We start from the raw sequence: 15,130 nt of genomic DNA, 5'->3' as shown, positions 1-15,130 counted from the left end.
AAACTCGAAAGGGTATGTTACCTCCGGTTTCTTTGTTTTTCTGAACTTGAGCGGTCGAGGATTGCAAGTGTGGGGATTTACATCCTAACTCCCGCTCTCGGCTTTCGAACTTTTGTTTTCGATGGTGTCAATAAGTCATCTTGATTGTTGTCTTGATCTGACGGCCTTGGCCAGGAAACGTTTCGCTGCGGCCACGTTCTGCTTCGGAGAGAGGTAAAAAGTCCAGGGCCTGGTCACCGGCGGTGATCGCCCGATAGAGGTAGCACCACCTGCCGCCGACTCGGATATAGATCTCATCCGCCCGCCAGGAACTGGCCTGCCAGTCAGGTAACGTGTCGGTACCACTGTGTTTGCTTGTCCAGCTCAGAGGCGTATTTCTGGTCCCAGCGGTAGATCGTGGTGTGATCGACTGGCACGCCCCGCTGAAGTCATTATTTCCTCCAGATCGCGGTAGCGCACCCCGTAGCGGCAGTATCACCGCACTGCTCACAGAATGATGTCACGGGGAAATGACGACCGGAGAAGATACCCATGGCTGTGATTGTTTCACGTCGCTCTTCTCCTACTGCCCCAACTTTGCAACAGCACTGATTCGAGGAATCGACCTTGATGGGATCAGCCAAGGTGCGCACCCCGACCTCACGCTCCTGAAGGTCATGGATCAGGTTGAGAGTGTCACGGACGGTGCGACCCAGCCGGTCGAGGGTGTGGACGACGATGGCATCTCCCGCGCGGGGTTGCTGGAGTCCGAGCCGATTCGTGGTGAATCCGGATTTCTTGTCGACGTAGATGTATTTATCCGCAACACCTTCTTTACGGAACGCGTCGATCTGGCGGTCGAGGTCTTGTTTTGCGGTGGAAACCCGGGCGTAACCAATATCCATGACCCACAGCGTGCCGGAAGTCTATTCTGCAGCAGCTTTCGCGAGTCAATTCGTTGGAATAGCTTGTGGAACAGTCCTCTCCTGGGACTATGTATTTTCAATTGGTTTCATTAAGGGCGTCTCACTTCCTTGGAAGTGGGACACCTTGATCGGTACGTGGGCCGCCACTGGCCTGGGCCGGAAGCTGCCGGCAATAGCCCTCACCTTTAAATCACGTCGGGAACACCGCCAACTAGGCGGCCGCTTCCTTCCTGCGCAGTGAAGGCCTCAGCCTGAAAGTGCAGACGGCCTCTCGCAACGACGCCATCCCATGTTGAAATTAGTTCAGTAACAACTGTATAGTTCAGCATATGCTGACTATTTCTTCTCATCTAGACGTGATGAACCGGTTGGGTCGGGCCATGGCGGATCCGACTCGTTCCCGCATTCTCCTGGCGCTGCTGGAGGGGCCGGCCTACCCGGCCGCTCTCGCCCAGGATCTGGAACTGACGCGCTCGAACGTGTCGAACCATCTCGCTTGCCTGAGGGACTGCGGAATTGTTGTCGCCGAACCGCAGGGGCGACAGACCCGCTACGAGATCGTTGATGCTCATCTGGCGCAGGCGTTGAACGCGTTGCTGGATATCACCCTGGCCGTCGATGACAACGCCGAATGCATCGACGCCGGATGCGCCGTACCTGGGTGTGTCAATGGACAGGAGGGTGCGTAGTGGTAACCGGTCTACTGTCGGCGATTGGTCTGTTTATCGCCACCAATATCGACGACATCATCGTGCTCTCGCTGTTTTTTGCCCGCGGGGCGGGGCAAAAAGGGACCACGCTTCGGATTCTGGCTGGGCAGTACCTCGGCTTCATGGGCATTCTCGCGGCCGCAGTCCTGGTCATGCTGGGGGCAGGAGTATTCCTACCTGCTGAGGCGATCCCGTACTTCGGACTAATTCCCCTGGCCCTGGGACTACGGGCGGCCTCGCAGGCTTGGCGAAGCGATGATGACGACGATGATGATGCGAAGATCGCCGGGAAAAAGGTGGGTGTGCTGACCGTCGCCGGTGTGACGTTTGCCAACGGTGGCGACAATATCGGCGTCTACGTCCCGGTCTTCCTCAACGTGGACACTGCCGCCGTCATCATCTACTGCATCGTTTTCCTCGTCCTGGTGGCAGGCCTGGTCCTGCTGGCAAAGTTCGTGGCCACCCGCCCGCCCATCGCAGAAGTCCTTGAGCGCTGGGAGCACGTGCTGTTCCCGATCGTCCTGATCGGCCTGGGCATCTTCATCCTCGTCAGCGGCGGCGCCTTCGGCCTCTAATAAGCCCATCCCGAGTGAGCTGACCCCCATTTTCTGGACTGGGTTAATTCTAAATGGTTAGGGTCTTTGCGGGGGCCTGGTTCCGATACTGCATCGGGGCCAGGCCCTTGAATCGTTCTTGGAGGGTGCTGTTGCAAGGTTGGGCGGAGGGCAGCGAAGACTCAGTTTCTCATTCCCTGATGGCCGCTGCGTGTGGGCGTTGTTAGGCCGTCTCGAAGACCCGGTCGACGATCACCGCGTCCGGTTTCGGTTGCCCGTGAGGGCAAACATCGTGCCTTGCCTTTTCCGTAATGAGTGCATCGCCTCCATCCCTTTCAACGTCCGATGTGCAGATGTCCGGTTCTTAAACGCGCCTTTCGGCCCGAGGATCCGCTTCAGCCGACCATGGTCGCCTTCCGGGATGTTGTTGAGGTATTTCACCTGCCGGTGTTCCACTGTTGACGGGCAGACTCCCTCTGACTTCAACCCGGCGATTGCCCTGGCTAGGAAGGGTGCTTTATCGGTGTTGATCACTCTGGGATACCCGGCTGACGCATTGGATCTGACAGCCTTGGCCAGGAAACGTTCCGCTGCGGCCACGTTCCGCTTCGGAGAGAGGTAAAAAGTCCAGGGTCTGGCCACCGGCGGTGATCACCGGATAGAGGTAGCACCACCTTCCACCGACCCGGATATAGGTCTCATCCACCCGCCAGGAACTGGCCTGCCAGTCAGGTAACGTGTCGGTACCACTGTGTTTGCTTGTCCAGCTCAGAGGCGTATTTCTGGTCCCAGCGGTAGATCGTGGTGTGATCGACTGGCACACCCCGCTCGGTCATCATTTCTTCGAGGTCGCGGTAGCTCACGCCGTAGCGGCAGTATCACCGCACCGCCCACAGGATGATGTCACGGGGGAAATGCCGACCGGAGAAGATGCCCATGGCTCTGATTATTTCACGCCGGTCTTTCTACTGCCCCAACTTTGCAACAGCACCGACATACTTCACGCTGGCATCCACATTACTTTGAGACCTCGCACATTCTGTGCGGGTCAGGTTCCTATTAGCAGTCTGGAGTATGTCACTGCCTTCGGCGGCATCACCCCCGGATCATTTTCAGACAGGGACGAAAATAAGCCATACCGAAGCCAGCGACTAGTTCCACTGCCACAAGGCAGAAGGAACGCAGATAAACATAGCCTGCCCCAGCATGGGGCTAGGAGTACGAATCCTGGGCTCCTTCAAGCGGAACTGCCAACAACGTAATGGGATTAGGCTGGGATCTGGCGCGGGTCAGGAGGCGCAGCAGGAGAGTTTGGAGACGTCGGTGGTGAAGGACTGTGCGGCGATTTTGATCCCTTCGGCCATGGTCAGGTATGGGCACCAGAGGTTCGCGACCTGGTCAACGGTCATGCCGGCCTCGAGGATGTAGACTCCGGCGGCGGCCAGGTCACCGGCCTCCTTGCCGACGGCGGTGATCCCCACAATCCGTCCGGTGTCGGCGTCGGCGACGATTTTGATGAAGCCGCGGGTGTCCCGGTTCACCAGTGCCCGGGGAACGTATTCCAGGGGCAGGACCCGGCATTCACACCGGATGCCCGCCTCGTTGGCTTCCTTGTCGGTCATGCCGACCGCGGCCAGTGACGGGCTGGTGAACGTCACGCGGGGCAGGTGCCGATAGTCGACCTCGCGCCCGGCGTTGTTGAAGGCGTTCTCCACCATCAGGGTTCCGTGGGCGGACGCGACGTAGACGAATTCTCGGTGCCCGGTCACATCCCCTGCGGCCCAGATCCTGGGGTTGGAGCTGGCGAGTGTGCTCTCGACCAGGATCTGGCCGGTGTCGCCGGTCTTGACGCCGACGGCGTCCAGGTTCAGTCCGTCGGTGACGGCGCGTCGGCCGGTGGCTACCAGCAGCTTTGCGGCGCGGAATTCCTCCTGGCCCCCGGCGACCGTGGCGGTGACAAGGACCTCTGCGCCGGCGGGATCTGTGCGGACCGAAGTTACGGCTGCGCGGCGGACCACGCGGATGCCCTCGTCGGCGAAGACGCCCATCAGCGCACGGGAGGCTTCCGGTTCCTCGTGCGAGGCAAGCCTGGAGCGGACCAGCAAGGTCACTTTGGATCCGAGGCGGGCAAAAAGCTGCGCCTGCTCCAGGGCCACGTACCCGCCGCCGAAGACGATCAGGGATTCGGGCACCTCGTTCAGTTCCATGGCGGTGGTCGAGGTCAGGTAGTTGACTTCATCCAGTCCCGGCACCGGGGGTGCCCACGGGGTCGAACCGGTCGCGACCAGATAATGGGCGGCGGTCAGGGAGTCGCGGGTGCCGTCGGGTCCGGTGATTTCCAGGACCGGTTCCTCCGGGGTGCCGGCGAACACCGCGGTGCCCTGGCGCAGGTCCCATCCGTAGTCGGCGGCCAGATCCACGTATTTATCCGAGCGCATTCGCTCGACCAGGGAGCGTTTCCCGTCTATCAGTACACCCATGTCCACCGGGGCGGCGGAAGTGCTGATCCCGGGGAACCTTCCGGTCGCATCCACAGCGACATGCCGGGCTTCGGCGGCGGCCAGCAGGGCTTTGGAGGGAACGCACCCGGTGTTCACACAGGTCCCGCCCACCGTGGAGCGTTCGATCATCACGACCCGATTGCCCAGCTTGGTGGCCCGGATGGCGGCGGCGAAGGCGCCGCCTCCGGAACCGATCACGGCTAAATCAAAATCTGGTGCTGCCTCAGGCATTAGTCCTCCTTGGAGTCTCGAATGAACACCCCGGGGGCGTTCCTTTTTGCATGCTGTCCCCAGTCTGCACCTTCCCCTGCACGGGAAGGTCAAGAACGGGAGCGAAGAGATCGGTGTTGCTACGGAAGTGTTGTGTCAAGAAATTCCTTCAGGGCATCGGCTTTCATGGGCCGGGAATCGGCCCGGCCCAGGATGTCACCGTCAGGTGCGATGACGACGGTACTGTCCAGGGATGTGACCGCGTACTTTTGGGTGAGTTCCCCGGTCCGGTCGACAACGAAGGGGTATCCGGGTGTGCCGGCCATTTCGCGGAACTGGTCCACTTGGGTTTTTGTGGTCTCCGGCGTCACGTCCACGGCGACGAAGTCTGCCTTATCGGCATATTCCTGTTCCAGTTCCTTCATCGCTTCTGTCTGCGGAACGCAGGTATAGCACCAGCTCGCCATGAAATACAGCACTGTCGGGCGGGTGGAAGGGACGGTGAGGGCCTTGCCGTCCACAGATGTGATCTCGATCCTGTCCACGTTGTTTGCGCCCGCTGGCCCGGCGGCGGGAGCGGTTTCGCTCCCGCGGTTCAACGCAGTGAGGGCCAGGACCAGGATGAGGGCCGCGGCCGCTACGACGGCAGTAATGGTGAAGATCCGCCGGTGGTTTCTGGTCGTTGTCATGGGTTTCCTTTCTGGTTGGTGCGCCCTGGCGCCGTGTCGGGAAGAAGATGTTCCGGGCCGCAGCACGCTTCGGTGCTGTCGCTGCTCTCAGCCCCATCCGTGATTGCGCTGTTGTCCTGTGCCTTGCTTTTACTGCGGCGCCGCAGGGCCAGGGCCGCGGCGGCGAGGACGGCGGCCACCGCGGTGAGGGTGATGATGGGCCAGTTGCCCGAGATGAAACCGGACAGCGCCACGCTGGCTTCGGTGACCGTCCCGCCCATGATCTCCCCGGCCTGCCCGCCGGACAGGGCCGGAACCCAGTAGAGCAACAGGTAGATCCCTGCGAGGATAAGCGCGGCTCCGCCGAGACGATTAACAAACGGCAGGATCCTTCGGACGTGGCGTGCCAGGACGTCCCGCGCTACCGCTGCACCGAGGGACAGAAGGACCAGCACCACCGAGGAGCCCAAGGCGTAGGCGGCGAAGACCGCCAGCAGCCCGGCCAGGCTCCCGGTGGACACAGCCTGGGCGACAACAGCCAGCAGCAGGGCCAGGCTGCAAGAGAGCGCAGCCACCGCATAGGCCACCCCGTAGCCAAAGACCGCCCTGAGGCCCGAACTGGTCCCGTCCGTCTTCAGAATCCGGGGCAGGTTCAACCTCGCCCCGGGCAGCTGCCATCCGAACACCATGCCAAGGCCGGCAACCACAATAACCGCTCCGATCAGCGCCGCCGCCCAGGGAAGCGCCGACGCCACCGACCGCAGGCCTACAGCGGCGAGCAGGCCGGCCGTAACAAAGACAGTGGCGAAACCGGCGCTGAGGGCAACCCCGGCCTGAAGACCTGCAAGCAACGGCCGCTTCCGTCCCGCACCGGGGCCTGAACCAATGAAATACGCCAGATAGGTTGGCAGCATCGCAAAGCCGCATGGATTCACCGTGGCAAGCATTCCGGTCAGAAAGGCCAGACCCAAAACACCCGTCATCCCTGTGACCCCGCATCCTCAGAAGCACCGGCCCGGGACTGCCCGGATCGCTCCTGCTCCGACGATGAATGAGGTGTTGGAGTAGAACCCGCGGACAGGCTGGCCCCCGGGCGGGAACGGGCGCAACAATCCGTCCCCGGGCTGCCCCGACGCTGCGCCCGCAGGAGCAGGGCCCCCGCGGCAAGGGCTGCGGCGGCAAGGGCTGCGGCGGCAATGAACCAGAGGTTGCCGGCCATTGCGCCGGCCGCGGCGAAAACACCGGCTGCAGCCGTCAGAACGGGTACCCCGCAGCACACCAGCGCCACCATCACAACACCAAGGAAGGACAGCAGAGTGCCTGCCGCAAGCACCAGGCCAGAGCGCTTCCGGCCCTTCACTTTTATTGACATGATCATCCCTTCATATGTCCGGCTCGTGTCCGGAACCCCGACAGGGGACCCCAACACGAAACCGGACGGCCAGTAGTACGTCACACCCCATTATCAACCTTCCACTAAGGGGGAAGGTCAAGCTGGCGACGGGACCTGTTGGTTTGCGGGTGCCGATGCGGAACGTTCCAGTACGATGGAAGGGTCATATGCGATTTTTTGGAACGAGATGAGGACCCGAAATGCGAATCGGTGAAGTTGCTGATGCTGCCGGTATAACAACCAAGACGATCAGGTTCTATGAGGACCGGGGCCTGCTCCCACCGGCTGAGCGCTCGGCCAACGGCTATCGTGACTACACCCACGACACCCTCAGCCGCCTCGAATTCATTCGCCGCAGCCAAATCGCCGGGCTGACCCTGGCGCAGATCCAGGACATTCTGCGGATCCGCGATAGCGGTTTGACGCCTTGCACCCACGTACGGGATGTCCTGGGGAAACAGTTGCAGGACCTGGACCGGAAAATCGCGGAGCTCACCGCGCTCCGGGTGACCGTGGCCGAACAATATGCAACCGCCGAGGTGGCCGACCCTCAGCGCTGCGATGCTGAACAAATCTGCAGTTACATCTGAGCCCGCCGCAGGCTAAGGGGCTTCACTGAGCCGGCTCCCGCCGCGGCCAGTACCGTCCGCAGTTACGCAGCACCCGGCTCCACGGCACGGAAGACCTCCGTGCCCGCGGCGTCCAGGATTACAGCGGTGCTTACCTGGTTTATCCGGTAGGCGGTGATGAGCCGCGTATCGGTATCAGAGGCAAAGGCCAGGGATGACGCCCCATTTCCGGCCAGGAATTCCCTGATTTCATCGGCCGTCTCGTAGGACGGTGCTGTTGCAAACTTCAGGCGGAGAGCCGAGACGACCCAGTTTCTCATTTCCTGATGGCCGCTGCGTGCCGGCGTTCTCAGGCCGTCTCGAAGACCCGGTTGACGATCACCGCGTCCGGATTGGGGTGCCCATAAGCAAACATCGTGCCCTGACCTTTCCGTAATGAATGCATCGCTTCCATCCCTTTCAACGTCCGGTAGGCGGAAATTCGGTTTTTGAACGCCCCCTTCGGTCCCAGGATTCTTTTAAGTCGGCCATGATCTCCCTCGAGAACGTTGTTCAGGTATTTCACCTGCCGGTGCTCCACCGTCTGAGGGCAGATTCCCTCCGCCTTCAGCTCGGATATTGCCTTGGCCAGAGCTGGTGCCTTGTCGGTGTTGATGACCCGCGGGGACCCGGCTGTCGTATTCGATCGCAGCGTCTTGGCCAGGAAACGCTTGGCCGCAGCCACATTCCGTTTTGGTGAGAGGTAGAAGTCTAAGGTCTGCCCACCGGCGGTAATAGCCCGGTAGAGATAGCACCACGTGCCGCCGACCCGGATATAGGTCTCATCCACCCGCCAGGACCGGGCCTGCCAGTCAGGTACCTGTCGGTACCGCCGTGTTTGCTTGTCCAGCTCAGGGGCGTATTTCTGCACCCAGCGGTAGATCGTGGTGTGATCGACTGGCACACCCCGCTCGGTCATCATTTCTTCGAGGTCGCGGTAGCTCACGCCGTAGCGGCAGTATCACCGCACCGCCCACAGGATGATGTCACGGGGGAAATGCCGACCGGAGAAGATGCCCATGGCTCTGATTATTTCACGCCGGTCTTTCTACTGCCCCAACTTTGCAACAGCACCATCTACATTGACCCGCCGTTTAACACCGCACAAACCTTCGCCAATTACGAGGACAACCTCGAACACTCCGTCTGGCTCACCATGATGCGTGATCGTCTGGTTCACCTGCGCAAGCTTCTTAGCGATGACGGTTCGATCTGGGTTCACCTGGACGACGTGGGAAACCACCGCATGCGCGCGCTTATGGATGAAGTCTTTGGAAGTGGGAACTTTGTGGCGGAGATTAGCTGGGGAAAAGTCTACTCACCGCGTTCCGACGCGCGAGGGTTGACCGTGCGGTCGAGGTAGACGGTGCTCCAGAGAACGATGGCTGCGGCTCTTTATGGCCGATCGCCCAGTCCCGCAGGACCATCCTCAACCGGATGTAGGAGGCTGCTCAGGCGGTGCGCGCGAGGCGGGGGTCGAGGACCATTCCGCGGAAAAGTAGCGCTAAGGATCGTTTTAGGAGCATGCGGCAAACGGCTTTCTTCTGAGCTGATTCGCGCATCGCAAGCCCATACCCGGTGCCGCGCGGTTGCGTGCTCAACCAGCTTCTGCCGGCGGCGTGGAAAGGTCGGAACCGAAGAGGGTGCGCAGAGTATCCATGGCCTCGGGGCGGGCCTTGTAGTAGACCCACACCCCTCGCTTGTCACGGTCAACGAGCCCGGCGTCGTGCAGGATTTTCAGGTGGTGGCTGAGTGTCGAAACTGCCAGGTCGAAGCCCTCGGTCAGGTCACACATTGCGCATGCCTCGCCGCCCTCGTGCGAGAGCACCATGGACATCAGCCGCAGCCGGACCGGATCCGCCAGGGCCTTGAGCATCCGGGAGACGGCCTCGGCCTGGGCCGCCGTGATTGGCTCACCGGACAACGGCGTACAGTAACCCAGCGCACTTGGCGCAGGAGGGTCCAAGGATGGGATCGACATACCTCCATTCTAGCATACTTCGATAGTTTGACAACTATCGAAGTATGCGTATCATGGAAGCCGGACTTCGAAGTCTGTCGAAGTACTGCACATTGTGAAGGAGACACCCGTGAACACACCCATCCAGCTGGTCCGTTCCAAGTACCGCGCGCTCGGGGGCGGATGCGTAAGCTGCTCCAGAGACCTTGCCCCCGTCGAGGCCCTGCCCGGCGTGCAGAAGGTCGACGCCCTGGCCTCCGGCGTCGTGCTGGTCACGCACGACGGCACCGTGGCCGACAGCGCCATCGTTGAAGCGGCACAGAAGGCCGGCCTGTCCCTGGCGCCGGCTGGCCCGGCACGCCCCGTCCGCGCCTGATCACCTGGTGAGGGCTGACCCTCACGAGTCATGTCCTCACGTTTCACAGAGAGAAGAAATCACCGAATGAATGCCGAATTTGACACCTCAACACAGCTCACCGCTCAGTCCCGGCGCCAGTGGTGGCAGAGCAGCGAGATGGTGGCCCTGGCGGTAGCCGCGGTGCTGCTGGCCGCGGGGCTGGCCGTGGAGTGGACCATCCACTCCGAGCCGGTGGCCCTGACCTTATACTGGGCCACGATCGTCATCGGCGGCGCCTACCCGCTGCGCAGCGCCATCCGCGCCGTGCGCAACAGGCAGCTGACCATCACCGTGCTGCTGATCATGGCCGCCATCGGTGCGATCGCGCTGGGGGTGATCGAAGAAGCCGCGATGCTCGTGGTCATCTTTAGCCTGGGCGAGGCCATGGAAGCCTACGCCACCGACAAGGCACGCGGCTCCATCAGCGCGCTGTTGGAGCTGGCACCCCCGAACGCGAACCGGCTCACAGCCGGGGGCTTCACCGAAACCGTGTCCGTGGAGGCGCTGCACCCCGGTGATGTCGTCCTCGTCCGCCCCGGTGAGCGTCTGCCCACCGACGGCACCGTCACCGAGGGTGCTTCGTGGGTCGATGCCAGCCCGGTCACCGGCGAATCCGAGCCGGTGGAGGCTTCCGCCGGGACCGAGGTCTTCGGCGGAAGCCTGAACGGCAACGGCGTGCTGCGCGTCCAGGTGACCAAGGAGCACTACGACACCATCCTCGCCCGGGTGATCGAACAGGTAGAGGAGGCCCAGGCTAACCGCAGCCGCACCGAGCGCTTCGCCGACCGGTTCAGCGCCGTCTACACCCCCGCCATGTTCGCCCTTTCGGTCCTGGTGGCCCTGGTCCTGCCGTTGTTCGGCTTCGAATGGCGTGAGGCCATCTATCGAGCCCTTGTAATCCTTGTTGTCTCCTGCTCCTGCGCGCTGGTCATCTCCGTGCCGGTCAGCGTCGTCACCGCCATCGCCCGCGGAGCACGGGACGGCATCCTGATCAAGGGCGGCATCTACCTCGAACGCCTAGCCGACATCAAGGCCGTCGCCTTCGACAAGACCGGCACACTCACCCGCGGCCGGCCTGCCCTGGCCCAGGTCACCGCGTTCGGCGGCACCACCGAACAGGAAGCCCTCGCACTGGCCGCCGCCGTCGAGGCCGGCAGCGAACACCCCATCGCCGCCGCCATCACCGCCGGGGCCAGGGACCGGGGCCTCGACATCCCCACCGCCAGGGACGCCCGCGCCCTCCCCGGGGCCGGCATGGAGGCCGTCGTCGACGGCCGAGCCATGCACATCGGCCGGCCCTCGGACGCGGACCGCACCGACCCGCAAGTCGGAGAGGCCGTGGCCGGAGCCGAGGCAAACGGCTGCACCGCCGTCGTACTGCGCGAGGACACCCGGCCACTGGCCGTTCTGGCGGTCGCGGACCAGTTGCGCCCCGACGCCCACAGTACTATCGCCGAACTGCGCGAACTAGGCATCGAACGGGTGCTGATGCTCACCGGAGACAACGCCACCGTCGCTAAAACCACCGCCCATGCCCTGGGTCTGGACGACTACCGCGCCGAACTGCTGCCCGAGGACAAATCAGCCGCCGTACGTGAATTGCGCGAACGGTACGGGGTTATCGCCATGGTCGGCGACGGAGTCAACGACGCCCCCGCACTGGCCAACGCTGACCTGGCCATCGCCATGGGCACCGCCGGAACCGACGTCGCACTCGAAACCGCTGACGTCGCACTCATGGCCGACGAACTGGACCGGCTCCCCGCAGCCATCCGCCTCTCCCGACGGGCCCGGAACAACATCAAGATCAACATCACGCTCAGCCTGGCCGTCGTGGCCATTCTGATCATCGCGGCCCTCGCCGGCTGGATGACCCTCACCACGGGACTGCTGCTGAATGAAGGCAGCGCCGCGCTGATCATCCTCAACGGCCTGCGTATGATGCTCCCCGGCCGCGGCGAAACCCGGCAAAAACGAACTGCATAGCCCGCGACAACAAGGTCATACAGACAAGGTTGCGTGAAGCGAAACTCCTTGGCTCAACCGCCGCACTCGAGCGCTTCGATGCCTATCCCGGCCGCGGTGTGACCCAAGACCGCATCGACCGGCTCGCCACCTGCGAATGGATCGACTACGGCAAAGACCTCATCATCGTGGGAGCTACCGGCACCGGTAAAAGTTTTCTCGCTCAAGCCCTGGCCGTCGCGGCGTGCCGCAAAAAGCTCACCGCCCGTTACTTCCGGCTCAACGACCTGGCCAACGATTTCGACGCCGCGGCTGAGCATCCCCAGGCCCGCAAACAGCTCCTCGCCGACCTGCAAGCCCCGGCACTTGCCGTCATCGATGACTTTCTCGCCACCGATGTCTCAGCGCACGCGTTGAACCAGGTATTCAACCTGCTCGTCGGGCGTGAGCATGCCTCTACCGTGATCGCCAGCCAACACGAACCCGATTACTGGTACGACGTGTTCTCCGAGGCAGCACTGGCAGACGCAGTCATGTCCAGACTCGCCAACCACGGCTCGAAACTCACCCTGACAGGAGAAGACATGCGAACCCGCGACGACATCAAACAAGAAAGGATGGCCCCTACGACACCCACACGGCTACGTCAACCCCGAAAGCCGTAACCGGGGGTAAAAACCGGGTACCGGCAACCACCAACACCCCGGTACCCGATACCGCCCTACCGGTACCGAAAAGAAACGCCCGTCACGGCATGAGCGACACCCAGGTCATCTGCTTCGTCTCGCCGGGGGCGAGCAAGTCACCGCACTGCGGGTTACCGGGTACGCGCTCCAGGTAGCCGACGTTGCCCCACGCGGAGCCGTTGGACGCGATCTGGACCTCAAGGTCTGTACTGCATGCCAGGTCAACCCCTTCGTCGGAGTTATTCGCCACGTCTGCCGTAACGGAAACCTGCTTGCGGCCTTCGTAGTCCGGCATTTCGACTTCCGTGACGCTTGACGGATCGGCAACGTCTACGACGTTAAGCGCGAAGTCGCCGACCTCGTAACCGGATTGCGCCGTCTCCTGCGACTGGGACGAGTCTGTTTCCGTACCGGAGCACGACGCGAGGAACATTGCGGAGACCGCGGCGAGGGCGGAAACAGTCTTCTTCATGCCAGCAGACGTTACCCACTCAAAAAGCGGGTCGAAGCTCTGGATTGAGTGGCAGGGGTGGCGGATTGAGGGCTGCCCTTAGGCGGTGTTGCTCCGCCAGGGCAAGCGGGTCGCCAGACGATTCGCGTGTTCGCTCCGGCGCGGTGTGCCGATCTGGCTTTCGCGACGGTGGGAGGGGCGGGTTTCCGAGGCGGGATGCGTTTCGGTTTCCGCTGCGTGACGGCTACCTTCGAGCGCAGGCTCAGATGAATTTGGAACTAAATAGAGAAAGGCGTGGAACTAAGTCTGGAACTAGGCCGCGTCAGTGGTGGTCAAGGAGTTTTCCGAACCCTCCATAACCGGATGCATTAAGAAATACTATGAGGGCGATTTGAAGAACTACGAGACTTAGATTTCCTATTACATTCGCCCGCTTTTTAAGGGAGTCGATAATACGTGTCATGCAATCAGTATAAAAAGCAGAACCGTAACATTACAGCACACTCTAAGCGAACAGTTTAAGAATTACATCCATCGTGTTTAACTCGCTGTTCGCTAGGGTGGGTTTATGAGTAATGAAACAGAACCGTCACTACCTCTAGACATTCCCGAACAGCCAGAGGTGGTTGCGGGCCAAAAAATTGGTTACGCGCGTGTTAGTTCCAAAGACCAGAATCTCGACCGACAGTTGGCGGCGTTGAAGAAGGAAAAAGTCTTCCGCGTCTTCACCGACACGGTGAGTGGTTCGTCCACCCAGCGCCCCGGCTTAGATGGGGCGCTTAATTATCTTCGTGCCGGCGATCAACTCATTGTGGTGAGTATGGATAGGCTTGCCCGCTCGCTTATCGACCTGCACCGCCTGGTCGATGAACTCACCGAACGCGGAGTATCCGTCAAGTTCCTCAAAGAAGGACAGACCTATTCATTAGATTCCAGTCTGGTGGCCAAGCTCATGCTTGGCCTACTCGGGTCGGTGGCGGAGTTTGAGCGTTCGATTATTCGTGAGCGCCAGGCCGAAGGTATCGCGAAAGCCAAGGCGCGCGGCGTTTATAAGGGGCGTGCGAAAGTCCTCAATGAGGAACAAGTAGCGCAGGCGCGCGGGTGGGTGAGCGCTGGTATTCCGAAAGCGGAGGTTGCCCGCCGACTCGGGATTGGGCGCACCACACTGTATAAGTACCTCAACCAGTAAGGCCTGACGTAACCCGGTCTCTGTGGAGCTGTGGGAGCGCCCCTAACCAGAGCACGGGATTAGCGGCGTGTGACGGTGGGCTTGTAAGGTAGTCCCCAGTTCAATTGACGAAGGAACATAATCAAGAAAACCGTCTACCCGTGGTTGACTTGTTTAGTCTCCCGTCGGTAGACTACTGTTATGAAGCGAAACGCCGTCATCAAGAAATTGAAAGCGGAAGCCAAGCGGCGCGGTCTTGAATTTGAGGAAATCGCCCTATCGCGCCATGACGCTTATCGGGTAGGCAACACAACCCGAACCTTAGGTAGGCACCGTGAGATTGACGATGTGACAGTCAAGAAGTTTTTCGACCAATACGCCCAAGAATTAGGGAAAGGCTGGTGGAGGTAATGACCACGACATACACAGTAACCGCAGAACGCGGAACCAGCGGAGTATGGGTACTCGAATGCGCCGAACTAGGGGCAGTGTCCCAAACTAAGCGGCTGGCTAATGCTGCCGACGAGATGCGCGAAGCACTGGCCTTTCAGGCAGGCCTAGACCCAGACGAACTCAACATTGTTGTTGATGTTGTTCTCCCACCGGGCCTTGCGGAAATGAGAGCTCGCGCCGAAAAAGAACGCGAAGAAGCGGCACGACTGACCGCTGCGGCACAGGCAAGCACTCATGACCTCGCTGTTGCAATGAGAAACGCTGGAATGACCGTGCGAGATATGGGAACAGTCCTCGGAGTGTCTTACCAGCGCGCCCAAAAGCTCGCAGCATCCTAAACACTGAAAGTGAAAGTCGCCCGGCACGCGCATGATGGACACGTGTACTGGGCGATTTTTATCGGCCGGTGGACTCGTGTGCGTTAGCCGCGCGTGACGGTGGGCTTGCAAGGTAGTCCCCAGCCGGTGGTGATGCTCCTATGTTGTGTCAAGCTGATTTGAG

At 61.3% G+C, this 15,130-nt stretch carries 16 protein-coding genes and 5 pseudogenes; 10 read left to right on the top strand and 11 right to left on the bottom strand.

The features are described from left to right. Window positions 1-153: 153 nt before the first annotated feature. Both HMPREF3153_RS12305 and HMPREF3153_RS00415 read right to left on the bottom strand, forming a co-directional pair. Window positions 154-533, bottom strand: a pseudogene (locus HMPREF3153_RS12305) (IS6 family transposase); the annotation flags it as partial. Window positions 534-590: 57 nt separating this feature from the next. Continuing rightward, window positions 591-884 (bottom strand): annotated as a pseudogene (locus HMPREF3153_RS00415) (recombinase family protein); the annotation flags it as partial. A 350-nt stretch (window positions 885-1,234) separates the two neighbouring features. Between HMPREF3153_RS00415 and HMPREF3153_RS00410 the strand changes: the two are divergent. Further along, a complete protein-coding gene (locus HMPREF3153_RS00410) occupies window positions 1,235-1,594 on the top strand; it encodes a Cd(II)/Pb(II)-sensing metalloregulatory transcriptional regulator CmtR (RefSeq protein ID WP_070419725.1) in 360 nt (119 codons plus the stop codon). Beyond that, window positions 1,594-2,190: a cadmium resistance transporter gene (locus tag HMPREF3153_RS00405; RefSeq protein WP_070419724.1), complete on the top strand. Its 597-nt coding sequence runs from the start codon at window positions 1,594-1,596 to the stop codon at window positions 2,188-2,190. The genes HMPREF3153_RS00410 and HMPREF3153_RS00405 overlap by 1 nt, the downstream gene beginning before the upstream one ends. A gap of 202 nt (window positions 2,191-2,392) precedes the next feature. On the opposite strand, the pseudogene HMPREF3153_RS00400 reads toward HMPREF3153_RS00405, so the two are convergent. From HMPREF3153_RS00400 to HMPREF3153_RS00380, 5 genes and pseudogenes are all read right to left on the bottom strand, one after another. Next, window positions 2,393-3,107, bottom strand: a pseudogene (locus tag HMPREF3153_RS00400) (IS6 family transposase). 351 nt (window positions 3,108-3,458) lie between these two features. Beyond that, entirely contained in the window at window positions 3,459-4,901 is a 1,443-nt protein-coding gene (gene merA / locus HMPREF3153_RS00395) for a mercury(II) reductase (RefSeq protein WP_070419723.1), read from the bottom strand. A gap of 119 nt (window positions 4,902-5,020) precedes the next feature. After that, complete coding sequence (locus HMPREF3153_RS00390) at window positions 5,021-5,569, bottom strand: TlpA family protein disulfide reductase (RefSeq protein ID WP_049361035.1); 549 nt, start codon at window positions 5,567-5,569, stop codon at window positions 5,021-5,023. Then, window positions 5,566-6,531 (bottom strand): cytochrome c biogenesis CcdA family protein, encoded by a 966-nt coding sequence (locus HMPREF3153_RS00385; RefSeq protein WP_005532162.1) that lies wholly within the window; start codon window positions 6,529-6,531, stop codon window positions 5,566-5,568. The genes HMPREF3153_RS00390 and HMPREF3153_RS00385 overlap by 4 nt, the downstream gene beginning before the upstream one ends. Next, complete coding sequence (locus HMPREF3153_RS00380; protein WP_049361040.1) at window positions 6,528-6,920, bottom strand: hypothetical protein; 393 nt, start codon at window positions 6,918-6,920, stop codon at window positions 6,528-6,530. Before HMPREF3153_RS00380 ends, HMPREF3153_RS00385 begins: the two co-directional genes overlap by 4 nt. 227 nt (window positions 6,921-7,147) lie before the next feature. Here HMPREF3153_RS00380 and HMPREF3153_RS00375 point away from each other — a divergent pair, with 227 nt between their 5' ends. After that, complete coding sequence (locus HMPREF3153_RS00375; protein WP_371325878.1) at window positions 7,148-7,531, top strand: heavy metal-responsive transcriptional regulator; 384 nt, start codon at window positions 7,148-7,150, stop codon at window positions 7,529-7,531. Window positions 7,532-7,593: 62 nt separating this feature from the next. Here HMPREF3153_RS00375 and HMPREF3153_RS00370 read toward each other — a convergent pair whose 3' ends face one another. Together HMPREF3153_RS00370 and HMPREF3153_RS00365 are read right to left on the bottom strand one after the other, a co-directional pair. Continuing rightward, the gene (locus HMPREF3153_RS00370; RefSeq protein WP_070419722.1) at window positions 7,594-7,830 is read right to left on the bottom strand and encodes an alkyl hydroperoxide reductase; all 237 of its coding nucleotides are present in this window, start codon (window positions 7,828-7,830) and stop codon (window positions 7,594-7,596) included. A gap of 29 nt (window positions 7,831-7,859) precedes the next feature. Beyond that, window positions 7,860-8,570, bottom strand: a pseudogene (locus HMPREF3153_RS00365) (IS6 family transposase). A gap of 54 nt (window positions 8,571-8,624) precedes the next feature. Here HMPREF3153_RS00365 and HMPREF3153_RS12295 point away from each other — a divergent pair. Beyond that, a pseudogene (locus tag HMPREF3153_RS12295) lies at window positions 8,625-8,894 on the top strand (DNA methyltransferase); the annotation flags it as partial. 252 nt (window positions 8,895-9,146) lie between these two features. Here HMPREF3153_RS12295 and HMPREF3153_RS00355 read toward each other — a convergent pair. Beyond that, on the bottom strand, window positions 9,147-9,530 hold the full coding sequence (locus HMPREF3153_RS00355; RefSeq protein WP_070419720.1) for an ArsR/SmtB family transcription factor: 384 nt from the start codon (window positions 9,528-9,530) through the stop codon (window positions 9,147-9,149). Window positions 9,531-9,639: 109 nt separating this feature from the next. Here HMPREF3153_RS00355 and HMPREF3153_RS00350 point away from each other — a divergent pair, with 109 nt between their 5' ends. The 3 genes from HMPREF3153_RS00350 to HMPREF3153_RS00340 all read left to right on the top strand — a co-directional run bounded on the left by HMPREF3153_RS00350 (window position 9,640) and on the right by HMPREF3153_RS00340 (window position 12,536). Continuing rightward, the gene (locus tag HMPREF3153_RS00350) at window positions 9,640-9,885 is read left to right on the top strand and encodes a hypothetical protein (protein WP_038589537.1); all 246 of its coding nucleotides are present in this window, start codon (window positions 9,640-9,642) and stop codon (window positions 9,883-9,885) included. A gap of 66 nt (window positions 9,886-9,951) precedes the next feature. Then, window positions 9,952-11,892 (top strand): heavy metal translocating P-type ATPase, encoded by a 1,941-nt coding sequence (locus HMPREF3153_RS00345; protein ID WP_070419719.1) that lies wholly within the window; start codon window positions 9,952-9,954, stop codon window positions 11,890-11,892. A gap of 29 nt (window positions 11,893-11,921) precedes the next feature. Next, window positions 11,922-12,536, top strand: coding sequence for an ATP-binding protein (locus tag HMPREF3153_RS00340; protein WP_070419718.1), 615 nt, complete (start codon window positions 11,922-11,924; stop codon window positions 12,534-12,536). A gap of 82 nt (window positions 12,537-12,618) precedes the next feature. On the opposite strand, the gene HMPREF3153_RS00335 is transcribed toward HMPREF3153_RS00340, so the two are convergent. Beyond that, the gene (locus HMPREF3153_RS00335) at window positions 12,619-13,029 is read right to left on the bottom strand and encodes a hypothetical protein (RefSeq protein WP_070419717.1); all 411 of its coding nucleotides are present in this window, start codon (window positions 13,027-13,029) and stop codon (window positions 12,619-12,621) included. A gap of 547 nt (window positions 13,030-13,576) precedes the next feature. Here HMPREF3153_RS00335 and HMPREF3153_RS00330 point away from each other — a divergent pair. The 3 genes from HMPREF3153_RS00330 (at window position 13,577) to HMPREF3153_RS00320 (ending at window position 14,967) form a co-directional block, all read left to right on the top strand. Next, window positions 13,577-14,197, top strand: coding sequence for a recombinase family protein (locus HMPREF3153_RS00330; RefSeq protein WP_070419716.1), 621 nt, complete (start codon window positions 13,577-13,579; stop codon window positions 14,195-14,197). Window positions 14,198-14,377: 180 nt separating this feature from the next. Beyond that, the gene (locus tag HMPREF3153_RS00325) at window positions 14,378-14,587 is read left to right on the top strand and encodes a hypothetical protein (RefSeq protein ID WP_049063700.1); all 210 of its coding nucleotides are present in this window, start codon (window positions 14,378-14,380) and stop codon (window positions 14,585-14,587) included. Then, window positions 14,587-14,967, top strand: coding sequence for a hypothetical protein (locus HMPREF3153_RS00320; protein WP_070419715.1), 381 nt, complete (start codon window positions 14,587-14,589; stop codon window positions 14,965-14,967). Before HMPREF3153_RS00325 ends, HMPREF3153_RS00320 begins: the two co-directional genes overlap by 1 nt. Window positions 14,968-15,130: the final 163 nt, after the last annotated feature.

The organism is Corynebacterium sp. HMSC06C06 (assembly GCF_001807295.1).
Lineage (GTDB): Bacteria > Actinomycetota > Actinomycetes > Mycobacteriales > Mycobacteriaceae > Corynebacterium > Corynebacterium striatum.
This window is presented reverse-complemented; position numbering and strand designations above follow the sequence as displayed.